A 20,333-nucleotide genomic window follows, 5' to 3' on the forward strand; every position below is an offset into this window, starting at 1 on the left:
AAATAAACAAGCCAGTCTTCTTGAGCATAAGAAGACCGGCTTGTTCTGAATCTACAGCATGGATCGTTATACACAACGGCAAGCGGCTTTCCGTGGGATCCCCAAATCCATCGTAAACATGTTAGCCTGAACCGCTTGCAGCGTCTGTGATTGGTATTGCTCCCCGTCTTACAGCCCAGGTGTGATATACAGAAAGTAACTGGGTTAAGCGCTTTCAAATCATCACCCTCAAACGGAGTTATATACTACATTATATTTCCTATACTACTTTTTCCCAAGGGGTACTTTCTCCATGTGCTGGGATAAATTCCTCTATTTCCACCTTGTCACAGGATCTCATCTAAAAAAAAGAAGCCTGCCAATTCCCCTGGCAGGCTTTAAAAAACATATCCATTCCATTACTTTTCCTCACCGCGTGAAAATCCGATTAAACCCTCTGGTGTTACATGGCGGCGGTCAACCCTTGCTTATTCGTAAATCGGAAGGACCTGGTTTGTCTGTTCGCGGTTCCGTCCTACTGAGAAGATCGCAATCGGAATCCCTGTCAGTTCAGATACACGCTCTACATAACGACGCGTATTCTCTGGCAGATCCTCCAGTGTCTTCGCACCGGTAATATCCTCATTCCAGCCTGGCAGCTCTTCATATACTGCTTCGCACTCAGCCAGCATTTTCAGGCTTGCCGGGTAATGTGTAATTTCCTCACCGCGGTATTTGTAAGCTGTGCAAATCTTCACGGTTTCCAGACCGCTCAGTACGTCAAGTGAGTTCAGGGACAAACCTGTAATCCCACTTACACGACGGGCATGACGTACAACGACGCTGTCGAACCAGCCCACACGGCGTGCACGCCCAGTCACTGTACCGTACTCATGACCTTTTTCACGGATATAATTGCCGATCTCGTTATTCAGCTCTGTCGGGAATGGGCCGTCTCCGACACGCGTGGTGTAGGATTTAGCGACGCCGATCACCTGCTGGATCTTTGAGGGTCCAACACCAGAACCGATACATACGCCGCCGGCGGAAGGATTCGAAGATGTAACGAACGGATACGTACCTTGATCGATGTCCAGCATTACGCCTTGCGCACCTTCGAACAACACTTTTTTATCCGCATCGATTGCATCATTAAGAATAACGGAAGTATCGCGCACATAACAGCGGATTTCTTCAGCATAAGCAAGATACTGAGTCAGCGTTTCTTCGACATCCAGCTCTTCACCGCCGTACATTTGCTTGATCACATCATTTTTCTCTTTCATCATGTGACGCAGCTTTAACTCGAATTCCTCGGCATCCATCAAGTCAGCAATTCGGATACCATTCCGTGCCGCTTTATCCATGTAGCAAGGTCCGATACCTTTGCGGGTTGTACCGATCTTGTTAGGGCCTTTACGATCTTCCTCAAGTGCATCGAGTACCGTATGGTAAGGCATGATAACATGCGCGCGGTCACTGATGACCAAATTGTCAGTGCTAAATCCATTATCATGAATGTATTTAATCTCTTCAATAAGTGCGGCCGGGTTAATAACCATACCGTTACCGATCACACAAGTCTTGTCTTTATAAAATACTCCGGATGGAATTAAGCTGAGTTTGAACTTTTTACCGTCAATCAGAATGGTATGGCCGGCGTTATTACCGCCCTGGTAGCGGGCCACCACGTCAGCGCTCTCCGCCAAATAATCCGTGATCTTCCCTTTTCCTTCATCTCCCCATTGTGTTCCCACAACGACTACCGTTGACATATTCATTCCTCCGCTCGGTGATTTAAGAAACCACCCTAGATTATCTCACTTCACCTATTATTTCACTTGGCTTCAATTCTTATGAACTGCTATACAACTACTGCCCCTGCGGCAGCAATCTAAGTTTAACAGCCCCTTTTTTCAAAGTCAAATAAAAAAACGAACAATCATACATTAACGCATACGATTGTTCGTGATTAGGACGACTTATATGAGGAATAACCCTCGCTTATGTCATAGTATTATGAAAATTGATTAATTCGGGTGTTCTAACCGGCAAAAGCATCGGCATGCGTTCGTTCATAATTGACGAACTTGTTAAAGTTCTTCAAGAACACCAGCTCTACCGTACCTACCGGCCCGTTACGCTGCTTGGCGATAATAATCTCAATGATATTCTTCTTTTCTGTTTCCTGATTATAGTAATCATCCCGATACAGAAACGCGACGATATCGGCATCCTGCTCGATCGAACCCGATTCCCGCAAGTCACTCATCATCGGACGTTTATCCTGACGCTGTTCCACACCCCGGCTGAGCTGTGACAGTGCAATAACCGGCACTTCTAACTCACGCGCAATCTGCTTCAAGGTACGGGAAATTTCCGATACCTCCTGCTGCCGATTCTCGCCAGCCTTACCGCGCCCGTGAATGAGCTGCAGGTAGTCGATGAGAATCATACCAAGTCCCTTCTCCTTCTTGAGACGGCGACATTTGGCGCGGATATCTGCTACAGTTACGCCTGGCGTATCGTCAATATAAATCTCCGCTTCTGACAAGGCGGCAATGCCCATCGTCAACTTAGACCAATCCTCATCACCCTTGAAGTCACCGTTACGCATTACCCCTGCGTCAAGGTTCGCCTCGGCACAGATCATACGCTGAACCAGCTGAGGCGCGGACATCTCCAGACTGAAGATGGCCACGGTCTCTTTAGCCCGGATGGCTACGTTTTGGGCAATGTTCAATGCGAACGCCGTTTTACCAACCGACGGACGGGCCGCTACAATGATCAAGTCATTGCGCTGAAATCCGCTCGTCATTTTGTCCAGATCTACGAATCCTGATGGAATCCCTGTCGTATTCCCCTGGTTTTGGTAAAGACCCTCAACCTTCTCGAACACTTCCATCAACACATCGCGAATTGCAATAAACCCGCTGCCTGTTCGGCGATTGGATATTTCCAAAATCCGCCGTTCGGCCTCACTCAGCATACCGGATACATCTTCGCCCCCGGTATATCCTTCACTTACAATCTGGGTTGCCGTGCGGATCAGACGACGAAGCATGGATTTCTCTTCGATAATCTGTGCGTAATAATCTACGTTAGCAGCTGTGGGTACGGCATGGGCCAATTTGGCCAAATAACTTACGCCGCCGATCTCCTCAAGCTCGCCTTTATCTTGAAGCCGGGAAGTGAGTGTCACCAGATCGATCGGCTGGTTCTCTTCTCCAAGCTGCACCATTACTTCGTAGATCATCTGGTGCGTCTTATCGTAGAAATCCTCGGTCTGCACCCGCTCCATCGCTGTAATCAGCGCCTCGCTTTGCAGCAGTACAGCACCAAGCACCGCCTGCTCTGCTTCGAGGTTCTGGGGAGGTATCCGATCGAAATAGAGTTCTCCGCCCATTTTACTCCTCCGTAATTTGAACCTTGAGTGTCGCTTTGACCTCAGGGTGGAGCTTCACCGGTACTTGCGTCACACCCAAATGACGAATCGGCTCACTCAATTCAATTTTGCGTTTATCGATCTTGATCTTTTGTGCAGCTAAAGTTTCTGCGATCTGCTTGCTTGTAATGGCACCAAACAGTCGCCCGCCTTCACCGGACTTCGCTTTCACGGTTACAGTCATTTCCTCAAGCTGTTTACCGAGAGCGACAGCTTCTTCCTTCTCTTGCTGCTTACGCTTTTGCTCGGATGCATTTTGCTGCTCCAACGTTTTCATATTGCCCTCGGTAGCAGGACGAGCTACCCCGCGCGGAAACAAGAAATTCGCTGCATAGCCTTCTGATACCTCTTTAACTTGGCCTTTCTTGCCTTGGCCCTTCATATCCTTAATAAAAATGACTTTCATTCGAATAACCCCTCTTTCGCTTCAATGTCCGCCAGTACTTCCAGCAGTGCGTCTTCTGCTTCCTCAATCGTCATATCCAGCTGTACTGCGGCGTTCGTTAGATGACCGCCTCCACCAAGCCGTTCCATAACGACCTGGACGTTCATGCGGCCCATGGACCGTGCACTGATTCCAATCTGACCATCGGACCGTTGTCCGATGACAAAGGAAGCCTGAACATCTGTCATATTCAGCAGCATATCTGCTGCCTGTGCAATGAGCAGCTGAGGTATTTGTTCACCTTTATGCGTCACTGCGAGCGCGACGTGCCCATATACCATTCTAGCATGTTTTACGATCTCAGCCTTAGCTATAAATTCTGTCAGATCTTCTTTTAACACCCGCTGGATCATCGCGGTGTCCGCACCATGACGTCTTAAAAACCCTGCTGCCTCAAACGTACGCGATCCGGTATGCAGCGCATAATGCTTCGTATCTACTGTGATTCCGGCGAGAAGAGCTGTAGCTTCCAGCGGAGACAATGACACCCGGTCATGAATATACTGAAGCACTTCAGTCACCAGCTCACAAGCTGATGAAGCATACGGCTCCAGGTACACCAATACAGCATCATTAATAAATTCCTCACCTCGGCGGTGATGATCAATAACAACGACCCGGCTCGCCTGCTTCACAAGCCGCGGCTCCATCGTCATCGATGCTTTATGGGTATCGACCACAACAAGCAGCGTATGCTGAGTTAGCATCTGCATTGCCTGCTCCGGTGAGATAAACCGGCTCATCAGATTCTCGTCCTTGCGGACCTCATCCATAATCCGCCGCACCGAAGGATTTACCCCTTCCAGAACAATATGTGCCTCCACCTTATACAGCTGGGCTGCTTTCAGCACCCCAATTGAAGCTCCGATGACATCCATATCTGGCATTTTGTGTCCCATGATGATAACTCGGTCGCTCTCCTGCATCAGATCACGCAGCGCATGTGAAATCACACGTGCACGAACTCGGGTTCTCTTCTCTACAGCGTTTGACTTTCCACCATAGAAAGACAGCCGCTGACCGGCCTTTACTGCCGCCTGATCACCTCCGCGTCCGAGAGCCATGTCAAGACTTGACTGGGCCAGCTGGCCAAGCTCTGTTACATCTTCCGAACCAAAGGCAAGCCCTACACTTAGTGTCAGCGGCACTTTCAGATCAGCAGTCATTTCCCGGACTTCATCGAGAATAAGAAACCTGCTGTTCTCAAGAGCATCCAGGGATTTCTTGTTCAGCATCATCAAGAAACGCTCAGAGGAAAGTCTCCGTAGATAAATATTGAACTCACGAGCCCAATCCGTGACTTCACTGCTCACCTTAGCCAAGAGCGCGGTACGCTGCTGATCATCCATACCCTGAGCCGCTTCATCAACGTTATCCATCATCAAAATACCAAGGGCAAGCCGCTCATCCTCATAACGCTGACGCAGTACGACAAGCTCCGTGATCTCATCCAGGTAAATAAGTCTCTCTTCCGGTATAACGGTAGCCCCATAATACTTTTCATCATGGCATAGCTCGAGCCGCAATTCCTTCGGACATCCCTCTCTGGAATCCTTCTTTTCCCGCATAGCATCCGTAAGCTTGGGGAACAGCTCATTAAGCGGCAAACCCACCAATGTTTGATGAGGGAACATATTCACAACGAACTGATTATGCCACTCTACCGTCTTATCTTCACTGTACAGCACAATTCCGAATGGAAGAACACTGACTGCCTCGCCCTCGACTCGTCGTATACGAAACGATAGATCGCCAATATACTCCACAAGGTCACTGCGGAACTTCATCTCTGCCTTCAGCATCGCATAGCCGCTTAAAATTGCAAGCAGCAGACCGATGATACCGAGCCAAGTATTATAAAAAGACAGAAAAATAACAAGCAATAGCACCAGCGCAAACGCCCAGACGGTATGATAGCCGTGCCAGCGTTTCTGCAGAAATTTAGGCATGACTAATCACCCTATCCATTTTTTTTACTTATTGACTGCCGCAGTGGGAACGCCAGGTCCAAAATACCGAGGATAATCATCGGCGGGAACAACACAATCGGGATAGCCGCAAGAAACGGAACAACCGGATGCCATTTCTTCTCATGTGTAAGATAAAAGAAAAATCCGAGTGCCTGAATCATGAAGCAAATCTGTAGCAAAGGCATGGCATTTATCACAATCATCTCTACAAAGCCGCTGCCGGAATCCTTGCTGGCTACACTCATAATCCAAACGATCAAATAATACCAGATCAAAGAACGGGGCAGCATCCACTCACGTGCCTTCTTCAGTGCAGGTACCGAGATACCCATACTATTCAGAATTGGGCGGGCCAAAGCATGCGTCACGACCGTCATCAAGAAAGAGCTAATAATTAACGCAAAAGGAACCATGCGCATCGTTCTCTCACTTAAAGCGTCTGTATGTTCTGGGGTCCATGCCATCTGACCGGCCAATCCGCCGTTAACTCCCATCTGTTCTAATGGTGCTGTCGTCACCTGTACAATTTCATCCACATATTCTGACAGGTTAAGCTGGAAAAACGCTGTCCCGATCATTAGCAACAGAAGCATTTCCAATAGCATGGCTGCCATACCGTATTTTAGGACGCGCATGGCTGGAGCCCGCTTCCGGTACCAATACCCCATAACGAGTCCCGGAACCAAGAAATAAGCCGCGAGCATCGCGTATACTGGATGAATCAAGGCTACCATTAGCCAGACGGGTGCCAGGTGAAGAATAAACGATTTTACATTTAGTACCGTGAAGAGAATTGCAACCGGCAGAATCAGAAGAAATGCGGTTACAATCGAAAATGGTGTAAGTAGAGAGAGCAGCAGAAGCAAATAAATAACGCTCCAAACCACTGTTGTCCAACGCTGTTTCATGTGTTCACCTCTTACGCAAATGTTCTTCTAGCGTGGAAATATCCTGATACCAATCTTCCAACTGATGTCCTTCTTGCTTATGCTTTTTCAACTTTTCAATCAAGAGATCATCTAAATCCCGATATGACATGCCAAGTCTACGGCCTAGTATGTAGGAACTCATCATCAAGCTGGCCAAGCTGTCGCCCACCTTTGCTGTGCTTCCCTCCCACAGCGCTTTGAACAATCGGGATACGTTATCAACCACTTCGGTCTTAAGCCACTCAATTACCTTGGCGCGTTTAGCCACATCCAAATCCTTCGGCATGTTTGACAAGTCCCATCTCTCCCTGAAAAAAGCTTTATTCTCCATTATAGCATAAAAGCCCATTCCCCACACATCAGGGCCCGGCGGCAGGGCCGTCCCAAGCCTAAAGGCAGAACAGGCCTGCTTCGCAAATAAAGCGACGGCAGGCCTGTGATTTGAGAACCGGCAGACAATCATGTCTTAGGATGCCCCGTGAGATTCCAATGTTTCCTCTCTGGATACAAATTTCTCACAGTATTCAATAATTTGGCTCCGTCTAACGATGCCGATAAACCGGTTCATATCGTCTACAACGGGTACGAAGTTCTGTACCTTGGCCAGGTTGATCAAATCCTCCATATTTGCCTCAATGGATACAGGTTTGATATCCATACGAAGCGGAACGTCTTTAAGAAAAAATTTCGATGCACTCTCAAATGTAATTTTTCCATCCGAGTTTTTCATGTGCCACAATAGGTCGCCCTCTGTCACCGTACCGGCATACTGTCCGTTCTTATCCAATACCGGCACGGCAGTATAACGATGATATTCCATCCGCTCTAGCGTCTGCCGCAATGTGGAATCCATCGTTAAACAGATGACTTCCTGTTTCGGCAGCAAAAAAAACGCGATATTCATAGTTATGAATCCTCCTTATGAGCGTAAACGTGAGGCCCGTCAATAAAATAATGATGTGTCATTAGATAGCTATGCTGCAAGACATGTACTTCATGAGCACTTTTGCAAGCGCTTTATAAATACATACGTAAACAGACGATAACTGTTTCATAAAGGACACAAAATCAGCAGCCAGACAATCCGGACTGCTGATTGAGATTTGATACTATGTCCGATCGGGGATTCCGGGGTTTATAGTATATTCAGTATATCGTCTTACTCTACTTCTCCGTATTATCAGACTTCTCCGGCTTCATCAGCTGATCTTCAGGGGTTGCTGGATTCATCCAGTTATCAATCATCTGCCGTGCTTCCGTAACGTCTTCATCATCGGCATCATTATAGTAAACCCCATTTAATCTCATACCTTCACCCATAATCGTAAAGCTGGTCATTTCCGGTTTACCTCCCGTTAACAACTGCTTAGCTAGGTCAATAATGAACTTGGGCTGCATATCCGTTTGAAAGTTTTCACCCATGATGTCAATCAATTCAGGCACCTTACCAATCTGGTCGATCTGCATTAGCCGCTTGGCTGCCGCATCCAGGAACACCTGCTGACGCTTCGTCCGGTTAAAGTCACTGTCTTCCCGGTACCGTACGTAATTCAGCGCTTCCTCACCCGAATAAATCGGTTTGTTGGCTTCCACGGTGAATTTCTCGTGGTCTTTCCCTTTGTTTACAATATCCTTACCAATCGGCAGCTCTACACCGCCCATCGCGTCGACAACATCCTTCAAGCCTTGAAAATTGATTGACGCATAATAGTCAATTTCTTCATCAAGGAAGGCCTCCATCGTATCTTTAGCCATCTGATGACCGCCAAAAGCAAAGGCATGCGTAATCTTATCCTTCTTATCTTTGCCGATAATATCCACGTACGTATCACGAGGAATGGAAACTAGCAGTACGTTGGATTCTTTAGGACGTACCACCGCCAATATCATTGTATCGGAACGGGCAGGTTCATCCTCGCGCTGGTCACTACCTAGTAGCATGATACTAAACGGCTCACTCTGAAGGACTACAGGCTCAGGCGTTTGATCGCTATGCAGCGGTTTGTACGTCTTTTGCAGCGAGCTTTCTACCTTCTCCGACATAAACAAATCAAATGCCACTACCGCGAGCTGTGCCCGAAATAGATAACCCAAGCCACCTATCAACACAACTGCAGCAAGGGCAATATATAATATTTTCCTCTTCATGGGATAAATTCCTTCTTTTTTATAAAATAAAAAACGTATTTGTATGAGATAAACCAAAGATAGCGGAAGTATCTGCTGCTGTTTGGCTCGCCTCCTTTCCTTATTTAACGGCTATGCGTGTACTATTGACACATGACCGAAGCCCTGTTTTTTAACGCAGGGAAGTAGCAGCATATGGTCTATTGTAAACCAGAGGCACGCTCTGTGTGAAGTCCAAGTCAACAGTTCTATAAAACTACCAATTATGTGAGGACTATATTAAAAGAGTTTAACTATCCCATTTAACGAAGAAAAAGCAGCCGAAGGTACCTGTACATGGAACCAATCATTCAGCCGCTCTTTCAGAGTTAATGTTTTGGAAAATCCATAATCAAATAACTTTCGGGTCTCTACAAACCGCGCTTCCTTGCTTTTGGTCCCTAAGACAACCGCTATGAGGCGGCTCCCGCCTTTTTCTGCCGTTCCAGTGAAGCAATAACCAGCATTCTCCGTATACCCTGTTTTTAGACCGTCTGTCCCTTCATACGAATAAGGACCCGCAAGAGAAGGAAGCATCCAATTCGTCGTACTCAAATACAGATCCCGGCCCTTCAGCTTCATCTGTGTCTTGCTTGATGTATTTAAAATATCCGGATGACTGTTGATAAGATGAGCCGCAAGTTTTGCCGTATCCGCGGCCGTCATGCGGGTCTCTCCTCTAAGGTCCAGCTTCCGGTCAGATCCTTTACCGCCGTTTTCCAAGCCTGACGCGTTAACGAAGTAGGTTTGATTTGAAAGCTGAAGTTCCTTCGCTTTAAGATTCATTTGTTTAACAAAATCACCCTCTGAGCCGGCAAAATGTTCAGCGAGCGCTACTGCCGCGTCATTAGCAGAGTATAAAGCCATGCTTTGGAACAACTCACGTACAGTAAGCTCCTCTCCTTCATTCAGAGATAACCGCACTCCGCCCACATTGCTTGCATAATCGCTAATTCTCACCTTTTCATCCCAACTATGGGTTCCATCATTAATTTTATCCAAAATGATCAGCTCGGTCATCAATTTTGACATACTTGCTGGAGGCAGAGGCACATCACCATTTTGACTGAATAGAATACGACCTGTATTTAAATCCATCAGAACAACCGCCTTAGCTTCCACTTCCGGTTTAATACCGACTCGTTCTGTATTCGCTGCAATGACCAAACCTATTGGGATCATAATAAGCACACCCATCACATACCATAACCAGCGTTTTTTCATATGTAAGCCCTCCATAATATTAGACGTATGAAACGGCTGTTTGGTCTGCAATTTTTTCAATTTTTTTATTTTTTTATTTTTTTTAACAAAAACGTCTATCGACGTAACTCAATGAAGACAGACCGCATTTAGCGGTAGTTTTTCTTGCGAGATAAGGATGCTGTTTACTCCGTTGTTTATACTTATTTCTAAAAAACAGCGAATAGGTTTCCCTATCGCTGTTTTTTCTAATAATGGATATTTATAAGGTTATTTTATACATAATGACAAGCTACATAGTGATCGTCACCCATGTTACGGTACTCCGGTATCTGTTGTTTGCACAAGTCAGATGCAAGAGGACAACGGGTATGGAATTTACAACCTGAAGGCGGATTTGCTGGGCTTGGAATATCGCCCTTCAAAACGATTCGATCACGCTTATATGTCGGATCAGGAACCGGAATTGCCGATAGAAGAGCTTTCGTGTACGGGTGAAGCGGATTCCGAAACAATTCTTCCTTGCTTGCCATCTCTACCATGGACCCCAGGTACATAACACCGATACGGTTACATAAGTGTTCTACAACACTGAGATCATGAGAGATGAACAGATAAGTGAGTTGTTTCTCTCTTTGGAGATCACTCAGCAGGTTAATAATCTGCGCTTGAATGGATACGTCAAGTGCGGATACCGGTTCATCGGCTACGATGAAATCCGGATTCAGGATCAATGCCCGCGCGATACCGATCCGCTGACGCTGCCCACCTGAAAATTCATGCGGGAACCGGTCATAGTGATAGCCAGACAATCCGCAAATCTCCAACGTTTCAATAACGCGGGCCTTCAAATCTTTACGATTGACAAGCCCGTGATCGAGAAGCGCCTCACCGATCGCATCCCCTACCTTAATTCTGGGGTTGAGTGAGCTGAACGGATCCTGAAATACAATTTGCATTTTAGGACGCATTGCGCGCATCTTCTCTTTAGATAATTTATGGATGTCCTGGCCATTAAAAACAACTTGTCCATCCGTTTTCTCAAGCAGGCGAAGAATCGTACGACCAATGGTACTTTTCCCACAGCCTGATTCTCCAACGAGTCCAAAGGACTCACCGCGATTAATCGAAAAGCTTACGCCGTCAACGGCTTTTACGTTTCCAACCGTCCGCGAGAACACACCACCCGTAATGGGGAAATATTTCTTCAGATCAGTAACTTCAATTAACGCTTGACTCATTTCGCTTGCCCCTCCTCTTCGTACAGCCAGCATGCAACCTTATGACCGTTAGGATCAATGCCAAGCGGAGGTTCTTTCTCAACACAAATATTCATGCAAGACTCACATCTGTCGTGGAAATGGCAGTTATTACCGAGCTCAATCGGATTAGGTACTTGCCCCGGTATCGAGTACAAACGGTCCTGCTTTTGGTTAATGATTGGCTTGGCCTTTAAAAGTCCTTTAGTGTACGGATGCTTCGGGTTCTGGAACAGCTCAATAACAGGAGCCTCTTCAATTACTTTACCGGCATACATAACAACTACATAATCGGCCATTTCCGCCACGACTCCAAGGTCATGCGTAATCAACATGATAGAAGTGTTGAATTTTTCCTTAATATCACGCATCAAGTCCAGAATTTGTGCCTGAATCGTAACATCAAGTGCCGTTGTCGGCTCGTCGGCAATGAGCAGCTTTGGATTACAACTGAGCGCAATCGCGATCATAATCCGTTGGCGCATACCACCACTGAGTTCATGTGGATACGATTCATAAATTTTCTCGGCACGAGGGATTCCGACAAGATTAATCAGTTCAATTGCACGTTTACGTGCTTCCTTACGGTCAACCAATTGGTGCAGAATGATCGGCTCGGCAATTTGCTCCCCGATCGTTAATACGGGATTCAAGGAAGTCATCGGCTCCTGAAAGATCATTGCGATCTCGTTACCACGAATCATGCTCATATCCCGTTTGTTCATTTTAAGAAGATCTTTACCTTCAAATACGATCTCTCCCCCAACTGGAGGTACATCATTCAAACGCATTAATGACATGGCCGTCACACTTTTTCCGCAGCCTGATTCACCGACTACACACAGCGTCTCGCCTTCACGAATCTTGAAACTGACATCGTCAACGGCTTTCACGATACCTGCGGATGTATGAAAATGCGTTTTTAAATTGCGGAATTCTAATAATTCTTTAGCCATTATCGCATCTCCTACTTCTTCATTTTAGGGTCAAGTGCGTCGCGAAGTCCGTCGCCGATCAGATTGATCGCTACAACGGTGATAAGAATACACATACCTGGTGGAATCCACAGCCACGGTCTCTTATTAAAGTCAATCATATTGTTCGCAGCCGATATCATGTTACCCCAGGACGGAGTCGGTGGAACAACCCCGATGCCGAGGAAACTAAGAGCCGATTCGTAAAGAATAGCTCCGGCCACACCCAAGGTAGCGGATACGATAATAATCGGTACGGTATTCGGCAGCAGATGACGGAAAATTTTGCGACGGTCCCGTAGGCCTAAAGCTTCCGTTGCCTGCATAAATTCCTGTTCGCGAAGCGTCAATATTTGGCCGCGTACGAGCCTTGAAAGACTACTCCATCCCAGTACACCGATAAGCAGCATTAGGAAATAAATACGGTTTTCCGGTTCAACCTTAAGGTCAGACAATACCGCACCCATGATAATAAGGATTGGGAGAGACGGCATAGCCAAGAAAATATCAGCGATACGCATAATAAGTGTATCTACGCCTTTACGATAGAATCCAGCCAGTGCTCCGAGTGTTGAACCGATAATAACAGAAATACCGGTAGCTACGAGACCAACCGTAAGTGAAATTCTACCTGCCAGCATCATACGAAGCATAACATCACGGCCCAGTTTATCTGTACCGAGCCAGTGCTCTGCACTTGGTGCCAGGTTCTTATCTTTTACGCTATATTCATAGAGTGAATAAGGCGAGAATAGCGGTCCAATAAAGCATAGTAGAAACATAAATATCAAAATAATAAGTCCTATTAAAGCCAGTCGGTTTCGTGCGAACCGGCGAATCGCCATTCGCCATGGGGAATCTGGCTGCTTCTTAGGAACTTGTAGATTCGTTTTTATTGGTGCAGCCTCAACGGACAAATGAATCTCCTCCTACTTTAAGCGAATTCTTGGATCAGCCGTTCCGTACAACACATCGGAGATCAGGTTACCAACGAGTGTCAGGGCAGATGTAAACAACGTAAATCCGAGCATGAACGGATAGTCACGCATAGTGATCGATTCCAGATATACCTGTCCAACCCCTGGCCATATGAAGATCTTCTCCAAAATGATAGCACCACCGAAAAGTGCAGGCAGTTCAAATCCCATCAGAGTAATGGCCGGAAGCATCGCATTACGAAGCGCGTGCTTAAATATGACGGTACGCTCTTTCAATCCCTTGGCCCGTGCTGTACGAATATAATCCTGACGGATCACTTCCAGCATGCTGGTACGGAAATAACGAGTCAAGCTGCCTGTACTCAGCATTGTCAATACGACAATCGGCAAGAATCCATGCTTGGCAACGTCAACAAAGTATGCCCATCCTGTAGCTTCCAAACCAGCTGTAGTCATACCGCCGACAGGGAACCACCCGAGATCCAAGGCAAAAATCTTAATGAGAAGTAGTCCGAGAAAGAAAGATGGGAGCGACATACACAAAAATACGAACAATGTGATCATCTTATCCAAGAAGGAATATTGGAATTTTGCAGAAAGAACACCTGCAAAAATAGCAATAATCCAGCTTAGCATCAAGCTGAAAAAGGCGATAATAAATGAGTTCCAGACATAATTGCCAATGACTGTTGTAACGGGCTGCTTGTGCTGTAGAGAATCTCCAAAGTTACCTTGCAACATATTACCGGCCCAAGTAAAGTAGCGCTCTACTGGAGGTTGGTCTAAACCGTAAATGGCCCGAAGCTGAGCCGCTCTTTCTGCGGACATGTTCGGGTTGTTCTGTGCCGTAATATAATCACCTGGTACCAAAGCGGATATTGCAAATACAAGAATAGATATCCCGATCAAGGTCGGGATGATCTGCAGCAGCCTCCGAATAATGTACTGCTTCATATTATTCCTCCCGGCATATAAGTGGATATGCCCAGCTCTTGCGAGCTGAGCATATTATCCTGCTGTTATTGTTCCAATTCAACTTTGTACAGATCAAGTGCAACGTTTTTGTACGGTGTAATATTCAGATTTTTAACTCTGGAGTTAATACCCCACATATCACGTCTTTGATATACCAAGATGTCTGGAATATCTTTGTTCAGCTCTTGGTACATCTTCTTGTAAGCTTCCTTACGTGCATCAAGTTCCATAGCTGCCAGACCTTCTTTGTTATACTTGTCTACCTCTTTGTTGGAGAATCCGATATCATTCTGTGCTCCGCCTGTAAGATATACAGTGGAATCTGGATCTGGAGTCAAGCCCCAAGCTGCGAAGAACATATCGAAATCGCCGTTGTCTTTCTTATCCATGATTGCGTTGAAATCCAGTGTTTCGGAAGACAGTTTAATACCAAGTTCTTGGTAGTTCTGAGTCATAACTGGAATCAAAGCTTCTACAACCGGGTTGTCAGCTGTAGCGGAGAAATTGATTGCAAGCTTTACTCCGTCTTTCTCACGGATACCGTCTGCGCCTGGAACCCAGCCAGCTTCATCCAAAAGTTGTTTCGCTTTCTCTGTATCGAAATCGTATGTTTCAATACCATCTTGTGTGTAAGCCCAAGACAAGCTGGACTGCGGAATGTTAATGACGTTACCATATTCACCATAGATAATTTCTACGATTTCGGCACGGTTCAAGCCATACACGAGAGCTTGACGAACTTTTTGATCTTGGAATTTAGGATCCTTGTGGTTCAATGCAATATATCCATAACCATTAGTTGGGAAGATGTTTACATCCAAGAAACCATAGGATTTCAATTCCTCAACAGAGTCAGCGTTTACACTAACCATATCGACATCGATTTCGCCAGACTTAAACATAGCCAATCTGGTTTCATCTGTTGTAGTCTTGTATATAATGTTCTTAACTTTCGGTGCGCCCAGGAAGTAATCCGGATTAGCTTCAAATACTACTTCTTGCCCTGGTTTGAAACTCTTTACAGAATACTGACCGCTGCCGATTGGCTTCGCGTGCAGATCTTTCATATACTCCAGGTGGCCTTGCTTGTATTCCTTACCATAGTAAGATTCAGGGAAGAAATAGATCGTTCCCAGGTTATCTTTTGTCATTGCATTTGGTTCTGTAACTTCAATTTCGATGTTGTAATCATCAATGATCTTAACGCCAGAGATTTCATTTGCTGTACCTTCGAAATACTCTTTACCGCCTTTAATATTCACGGTATGGATATCGGATTGGCCATCATAACTACTGTCATGAAGAACCTTCAGTGCAAATGCATAGTCTTTAACAGTAACAGGAGTTCCGTCAGTATATTTAACGCCTTGCTTCAGTGTAAATGTGTACTTCTTCTTGTCTTCGGAAACTTCGATTTTCTCAGCCAGACGGTTTTCGTATGTTCCGTCATCTGTAAGAACGAGCCATGCATCGAATACAGCGTCAACAACATATCTGTCATATGCTGTCTGCCAATAGAATGGGTTAAATACACCCTTAGGTGATGTCATACCAATGATCAGTGTATCTTTACGGCTTGTTGCAGTTGTAGGGTTCTTCGAAGGATCTGTTGCTTCAAAATATCCCTGGCTTTGATCTTCACCTTCTGCAGCGGGTGCTTCTTCTTTGTCTTTACCCTCTTCAGTTTTCGGTGTTTCTTGACCTGCTTCTTCCCCTTTTTTTGGCTCATCGGTCTTGCCGCCGGAACATGCTGCCAGTACAGAAATGGCAAATAACATAATTACCAGCAATAGCGACATTCTTTTTTTCATGCTAATCCTCCTTCTAAAATAATGTTGCTTATAAATTATTAGGATAATTTGGAAATCATCCTTAAATAATTACAGGTTAGTGAATCTAGGATGTTCAGTAGCATGATGTTAAAAGTATTAAAAACTCCCAAAAAATATACCATTGGTCAATTTAGTACCAAAGTCTCTAACAATATCTTCATCTCTGTAAAATTAATGTTATGATACGTGTAAAAATAGGTGACGTCAATTACTTTTTCGAATTTTTTTTAAAAAAAATGTTTTTAATCGTTGATTTTAGTTTACAAAATGTAGTTAAAGTCAAATTTCTTGCTTATGATTTTTTCAGAAAATATGGAAAATTTAATGTTTTGTTCATAAATTTTTCACAAATTTTCTTTTTGCAAATTTTCAAAGAGGTTTTCGTGTTAGGTTATTTAACATAAAATGCAGTTATTTTGACGCATGTATGCTTTCCTGTGTTAAAATGATGATTATAGGTCATATTGAGGGAATAAAGACTAACCCAAATATTCGTGTTTGTTCGTCTAAGAAGTTTTTCATGTAACATTTAATAAACGGTTAGATTTAACTCTATAACAAAAAAACAACCCGATTCACCGGGTTGTTTGGCAGTTTGTTTATTTTACTTAACAATCAACTGAAATTTAACATTTTATGCCTTTACAAATTTTTAACCCAAGCCAGCTTGAGATCCATCTCTTCTATACACTGGTGATGATCATGATTGTCATTAGCCACCAATGGTGTTACCGGGTAAATCCGCATGGACCCATCATAGGATCTTAGCAGCGGTTGCAGATTGTTGAATCCTTTGCACTCAGGATTTAACCAAGTTTCCATGCTCTCTGCAGACAAAATCGCCGGCATGCGCTCCTCAAATTCACGAATGAACACATTAGCCCCTGTCATCAGCATAGTGCAGGTTCTCATTTCTTCTCCCTTAGCATTCCGCCAAGTTTCATACAGACCTGCAACTCCAAACAGTTCATTGTTCGGCATTACTACCCTTACGGCATAACTCTTTTTCCCCACAGTCCGCCAGTAGTAGAAGCCATTACACGGAATAACGCAACGCCGTAAATCGACTGCCTTTCGGTATGTCGGATTTTGATCCACAGTACTCAGGTCTGCATTCACCGCATCCTTGCCCCAATATGGAACCAATCCCCACCGGTATTCATCAAGCACCCGTTCACCTTGGTCATGAAGAATCACCGGTACACTTTGAGTCGGACTGATATTGTAACGATTCTTATAAAAATACATCACCCTGTTAATTTCAAAATATTTACCTATCTCATCTATACCAGCGGACATTGAAAATCGTCTGCACATCAGAAATCCCTCCTTTTCCTTATCGTTTGGATAAAAGAGGGATATTATGCATGAGAGAGTGTTGTTTCCTATGAGGAGACATTTGTTTTTGATCCTTCAACAATTACAGTAGCGCACTTTCCTTCAACTATCCTCACTTCATGGATCTCCACATGATTAACGTCTTATGGGAAAAGACAAGCTTACATCATCACCTATTCATCAAGGCTTTTCTTTTTAATAGAGAGAAATATTCATAATAGCTGGTTTCAGAAGATAAACGGATGACCTTTACATGCTGTCTATTGTCACTTCAAGTATTTAAAATTCAAGTTATATTTTTCACGTAAAATCATTGTCCATTCAGAAGAGACATTTGTACATTTATTATTTCTCTTGAATAAATTCTTGAACTACTCAACAACATTACACTTTATGAACATTTGTCCGTGCTAAGTGGACAAATTATCCCTCCCACCTATTCATATACATGATCAACACAAAAAAAGCAGCCCAGCCATATAGGCTGAGCTGCTTTTCTCACTTAACGAAGAACTACTCCGTAGTGTATGGAAGCAATGCGATTTGACGGGAGCGTTTGATCGCAATCGTCAAGGCACGCTGATATTTTGCACTAGTTCCAGTCACACGACGTGGCAAAATTTTGCCTCGCTCGCTGATGAACTTCTTGAGCAAATCAATATCTTTATAGTCAATGTGAGTAATTTTATTCACAGTGAAGAAACAAACTTTACGACGCTTGTTGCGGCCGCCACGGCGTGCCGGTCTTTTGTCGTTGTCTCCGCCTTCTCTTTGCTTAAAAGCCATGCTTTGTCAGTCCTTCCTTTATTAAAATGGCAAATCATCATCCGAAATATCGATCGGTTTTCCTTCATCGGAAAAAGGATCCTGATTGTTGCGCGAGTTATTGTTGTTTCCACGGTTTCCGCCGCTGTTGCTGCTTCCTCCGCCAAACGACGATTCCTCACGATTTCCGCCGCCTCCGCTGCTATCTCGGTTCGATTCCAAGAAACGGACATTATCGGCAATCACTTCGGTGACGTATACACGTTTACCTTCGTTATTCTCGTAATTCCGCACTTGAATGCGCCCTTCCACAGCCGTCAGACGGCCTTTGCGCAGATAGTTGGCACACGTTTCAGCAAGCTGTCTCCAGGTAACGACCGGAATAAAATCCGCTTCTCGTTCCCCGCCTTGTCCAGTAAATGGACGATCTACGGCAAGCGTAAACTGTGTGACCGCTACTCCTGCTGGCGTATAGCGCAGCTCCGGATCCCGGGTTAGCCGGCCGATCAAAATGACACGGTTCAACAATCCAATCCCCTCCTTAGAACGAATTCATTACAAAAATCCCTCGGTCTTAGGCTACGTCGTTCGTAATGAGATAACGAATTACTTCGTCAGAAATCTTCATGATACGCTCAAGTTCAGTAATAACTTCAGGTGTTGCATTGAAGTTCACCAGAACGAACACGCCATCACGGAATTTCTTGATCTCATACGCAAGACGGCGTTTACCCATTACGTCGTGCTTTGTAATTTCTCCGCCGTTGGAGATGATGCCTTGGAATTTATCGACTGCCGCTTGAACAGCTTCTTGCTCAATGTCAGGACGAATAATGTACATCACTTCATATTTGCGCATATCTTTCACCTCCTTATGGACTTCGGCCCCCAATCATGTTGGGAGCAAGGAACGAGCGTAAACTCGCACCATAATAATATATCAGAACGGATGATCGGATGCAAGTTTCTTTTCCTTGTCGAACGTAAAAGGATCGACGCTAATTATGTCTGTTATTCATAAGCCTCATGTATGCTCTTCCGCTCTTTCCCTGCCATGTTTCCTGGTTCGTAGGTGCACCCTAAGGAAGCATCTCATTATAATTGAAGGAGGAATCATGATGGGTGAACGCAGTGAGTTCCACAGCGGCGAGATAGCTCCCAACAACGGTGTATACATCGAAGTCGGTGTAAAAGACCATATTATGGGCATTGAAAATCCACAGCAGGTTAAGCTTAAAAAGGGAGACAAGTTCCCCGACAATCGGAATGATGACCGTGTATGGATGAACAAAAGACGGATTCAGCCTAAGTAATTTGTACAGCGATTTTATGACCAGCTGGCTACAGGGTGTATTTTTCCATAATATCGGGGAATCCCACGCTGTGCCGAAAAATATTTTTTCTCATCATGTATAACAATCCGCTAATTACACACAATATCATTAGGCGGTGCAATGAGAGAGGTGTGGTTCCGTTGGACAACGCAGCTGAATTACGCATAGGGTCTTACTCTGCACGGGTAGCATGCGGAGGGAATAAGCAAAGCGCTTGACCGTACTGGACAAGTAAAGGCTGATTGACCAAGGTATTGCGAATGTGTAAGCTATAGATTCCATATCACAAGCACCGCCTAACCAGTGGAAGGACCCGAAAGGGTCCTTCTTTTCCTTCTATAAATAGAAGGAAACAATCCACAATCTCCCGTTGGTAAACAACAAGAGGTTCACGAATGTAATCAAACCATTTTTATAACATAAAATCACATGCTGCACATGATAGGATATATAACCTATTTGATTTACCAACATCTGGTGGTTGACAATTCAGAGACTATAAGGGTAAGATTCAACTGAATTTAATATGTCCTCGTTAGGTGAGGCTCCTATACAAACACAGGCCACTGCCCAGAAATATCGAAAGATGCCCATGGGTAGAACAGGGATTGCCGAATTAAGGCTTTTCATAAGGTGGCTAAGAAAAATAATTCTCTTTACGTTGTATAGTGCCAAAACTCGGCTAGGGGAGCGAATATTTTTTGTATGCATTCATTAGCCCTCTAGCTTTGTTAGAGGGTATTTTATTTGTTTAAAGGGGGGAAACAATCCATGGACGGTA

The 20,333-nt window shown here is 44.8% G+C and carries 19 protein-coding genes and 1 riboswitch; of the genes, 1 reads left to right on the forward strand and 18 read right to left on the reverse strand.

The window, feature by feature from the left end; translation table 11 throughout:
• Positions 1-467: 467 nt before the first annotated feature.
• The 18 genes from MNQ98_RS29365 to rpsF all read right to left on the reverse strand — a co-directional run bounded on the left by MNQ98_RS29365 (position 468) and on the right by rpsF (position 19,077).
• Entirely contained in the window at positions 468-1,754 is a 1,287-nt protein-coding gene (locus MNQ98_RS29365) for an adenylosuccinate synthase (RefSeq protein ID WP_241931337.1), read from the reverse strand.
• A 269-nt stretch (positions 1,755-2,023) separates the two neighbouring features.
• Positions 2,024-3,385 (reverse strand): replicative DNA helicase, encoded by a 1,362-nt coding sequence (gene dnaB / locus MNQ98_RS29370; RefSeq protein WP_208916890.1) that lies wholly within the window; start codon positions 3,383-3,385, stop codon positions 2,024-2,026.
• 1 nt (position 3,386) lies between these two features.
• The gene (gene rplI / locus MNQ98_RS29375; protein WP_208916888.1) at positions 3,387-3,830 is read right to left on the reverse strand and encodes a 50S ribosomal protein L9; all 444 of its coding nucleotides are present in this window, start codon (positions 3,828-3,830) and stop codon (positions 3,387-3,389) included.
• The gene (locus tag MNQ98_RS29380; RefSeq protein WP_241931338.1) at positions 3,827-5,818 is read right to left on the reverse strand and encodes a DHH family phosphoesterase; all 1,992 of its coding nucleotides are present in this window, start codon (positions 5,816-5,818) and stop codon (positions 3,827-3,829) included. The genes rplI and MNQ98_RS29380 overlap by 4 nt, the downstream gene beginning before the upstream one ends.
• Before the next feature lie 11 nt (positions 5,819-5,829).
• Complete coding sequence (locus tag MNQ98_RS29385; RefSeq protein WP_208916884.1) at positions 5,830-6,747, reverse strand: DUF2232 domain-containing protein; 918 nt, start codon at positions 6,745-6,747, stop codon at positions 5,830-5,832.
• Positions 6,748-6,751: 4 nt separating this feature from the next.
• Complete coding sequence (locus MNQ98_RS29390; protein ID WP_208920954.1) at positions 6,752-7,054, reverse strand: MazG-like family protein; 303 nt, start codon at positions 7,052-7,054, stop codon at positions 6,752-6,754.
• 180 nt (positions 7,055-7,234) lie between these two features.
• Positions 7,235-7,672 (reverse strand): CBS domain-containing protein, encoded by a 438-nt coding sequence (locus tag MNQ98_RS29395; protein WP_208916881.1) that lies wholly within the window; start codon positions 7,670-7,672, stop codon positions 7,235-7,237.
• Positions 7,673-7,932: 260 nt separating this feature from the next.
• The gene (locus MNQ98_RS29400; protein ID WP_241931339.1) at positions 7,933-8,916 is read right to left on the reverse strand and encodes an LCP family protein; all 984 of its coding nucleotides are present in this window, start codon (positions 8,914-8,916) and stop codon (positions 7,933-7,935) included.
• 258 nt (positions 8,917-9,174) lie between these two features.
• On the reverse strand, positions 9,175-10,158 hold the full coding sequence (locus MNQ98_RS29405) for a D-alanyl-D-alanine carboxypeptidase family protein (RefSeq protein WP_241931340.1): 984 nt from the start codon (positions 10,156-10,158) through the stop codon (positions 9,175-9,177).
• A 254-nt stretch (positions 10,159-10,412) separates the two neighbouring features.
• The gene (locus MNQ98_RS29410; RefSeq protein WP_241931341.1) at positions 10,413-11,378 is read right to left on the reverse strand and encodes an ABC transporter ATP-binding protein; all 966 of its coding nucleotides are present in this window, start codon (positions 11,376-11,378) and stop codon (positions 10,413-10,415) included.
• Positions 11,375-12,352: an ABC transporter ATP-binding protein gene (locus MNQ98_RS29415; protein WP_241931342.1), complete on the reverse strand. Its 978-nt coding sequence runs from the start codon at positions 12,350-12,352 to the stop codon at positions 11,375-11,377. Before MNQ98_RS29415 ends, MNQ98_RS29410 begins: the two co-directional genes overlap by 4 nt.
• Positions 12,353-12,363: 11 nt before the next feature.
• A complete protein-coding gene (gene opp4C / locus MNQ98_RS29420) occupies positions 12,364-13,287 on the reverse strand; it encodes an oligopeptide ABC transporter permease (RefSeq protein ID WP_241931343.1) in 924 nt (307 codons plus the stop codon).
• A 12-nt stretch (positions 13,288-13,299) separates the two neighbouring features.
• Positions 13,300-14,262 carry an ABC transporter permease gene (locus MNQ98_RS29425; protein WP_241931344.1) on the reverse strand — a complete coding sequence of 321 codons (963 nt, stop codon included), beginning with the start codon at positions 14,260-14,262 and terminating at the stop codon, positions 13,300-13,302.
• A 65-nt stretch (positions 14,263-14,327) separates the two neighbouring features.
• Positions 14,328-16,094 carry an ABC transporter substrate-binding protein gene (locus MNQ98_RS29430; protein WP_241931345.1) on the reverse strand — a complete coding sequence of 589 codons (1,767 nt, stop codon included), beginning with the start codon at positions 16,092-16,094 and terminating at the stop codon, positions 14,328-14,330.
• A 663-nt stretch (positions 16,095-16,757) separates the two neighbouring features.
• Complete coding sequence (locus MNQ98_RS29435; RefSeq protein ID WP_241931346.1) at positions 16,758-17,432, reverse strand: SOS response-associated peptidase; 675 nt, start codon at positions 17,430-17,432, stop codon at positions 16,758-16,760.
• A gap of 534 nt (positions 17,433-17,966) precedes the next feature.
• A complete protein-coding gene (gene rpsR, locus MNQ98_RS29440) occupies positions 17,967-18,239 on the reverse strand; it encodes a 30S ribosomal protein S18 (protein WP_241931347.1) in 273 nt (90 codons plus the stop codon).
• 21 nt (positions 18,240-18,260) lie between these two features.
• Positions 18,261-18,746: a single-stranded DNA-binding protein gene (ssb, locus tag MNQ98_RS29445; protein ID WP_208916858.1), complete on the reverse strand. Its 486-nt coding sequence runs from the start codon at positions 18,744-18,746 to the stop codon at positions 18,261-18,263.
• Positions 18,747-18,792: 46 nt separating this feature from the next.
• Positions 18,793-19,077, reverse strand: a complete 285-nt coding sequence (gene rpsF, locus MNQ98_RS29450; RefSeq protein WP_208916856.1) for a 30S ribosomal protein S6 — start codon at positions 19,075-19,077, stop codon at positions 18,793-18,795.
• 259 nt (positions 19,078-19,336) lie between these two features.
• Between rpsF and MNQ98_RS29455 the strand changes: the two genes are divergently transcribed.
• Complete coding sequence (locus MNQ98_RS29455; protein ID WP_241934080.1) at positions 19,337-19,531, forward strand: YjzC family protein; 195 nt, start codon at positions 19,337-19,339, stop codon at positions 19,529-19,531.
• A 545-nt stretch (positions 19,532-20,076) separates the two neighbouring features.
• Positions 20,077-20,248, forward strand: a riboswitch (M-box (ykoK) riboswitch).
• Positions 20,249-20,333 lie beyond the last annotated feature (85 nt).

Source organism: Paenibacillus sp. N3/727 (assembly GCF_022637315.1).
Lineage (GTDB): Bacteria > Bacillota > Bacilli > Paenibacillales > Paenibacillaceae > Paenibacillus_AQ > Paenibacillus_AQ uliginis.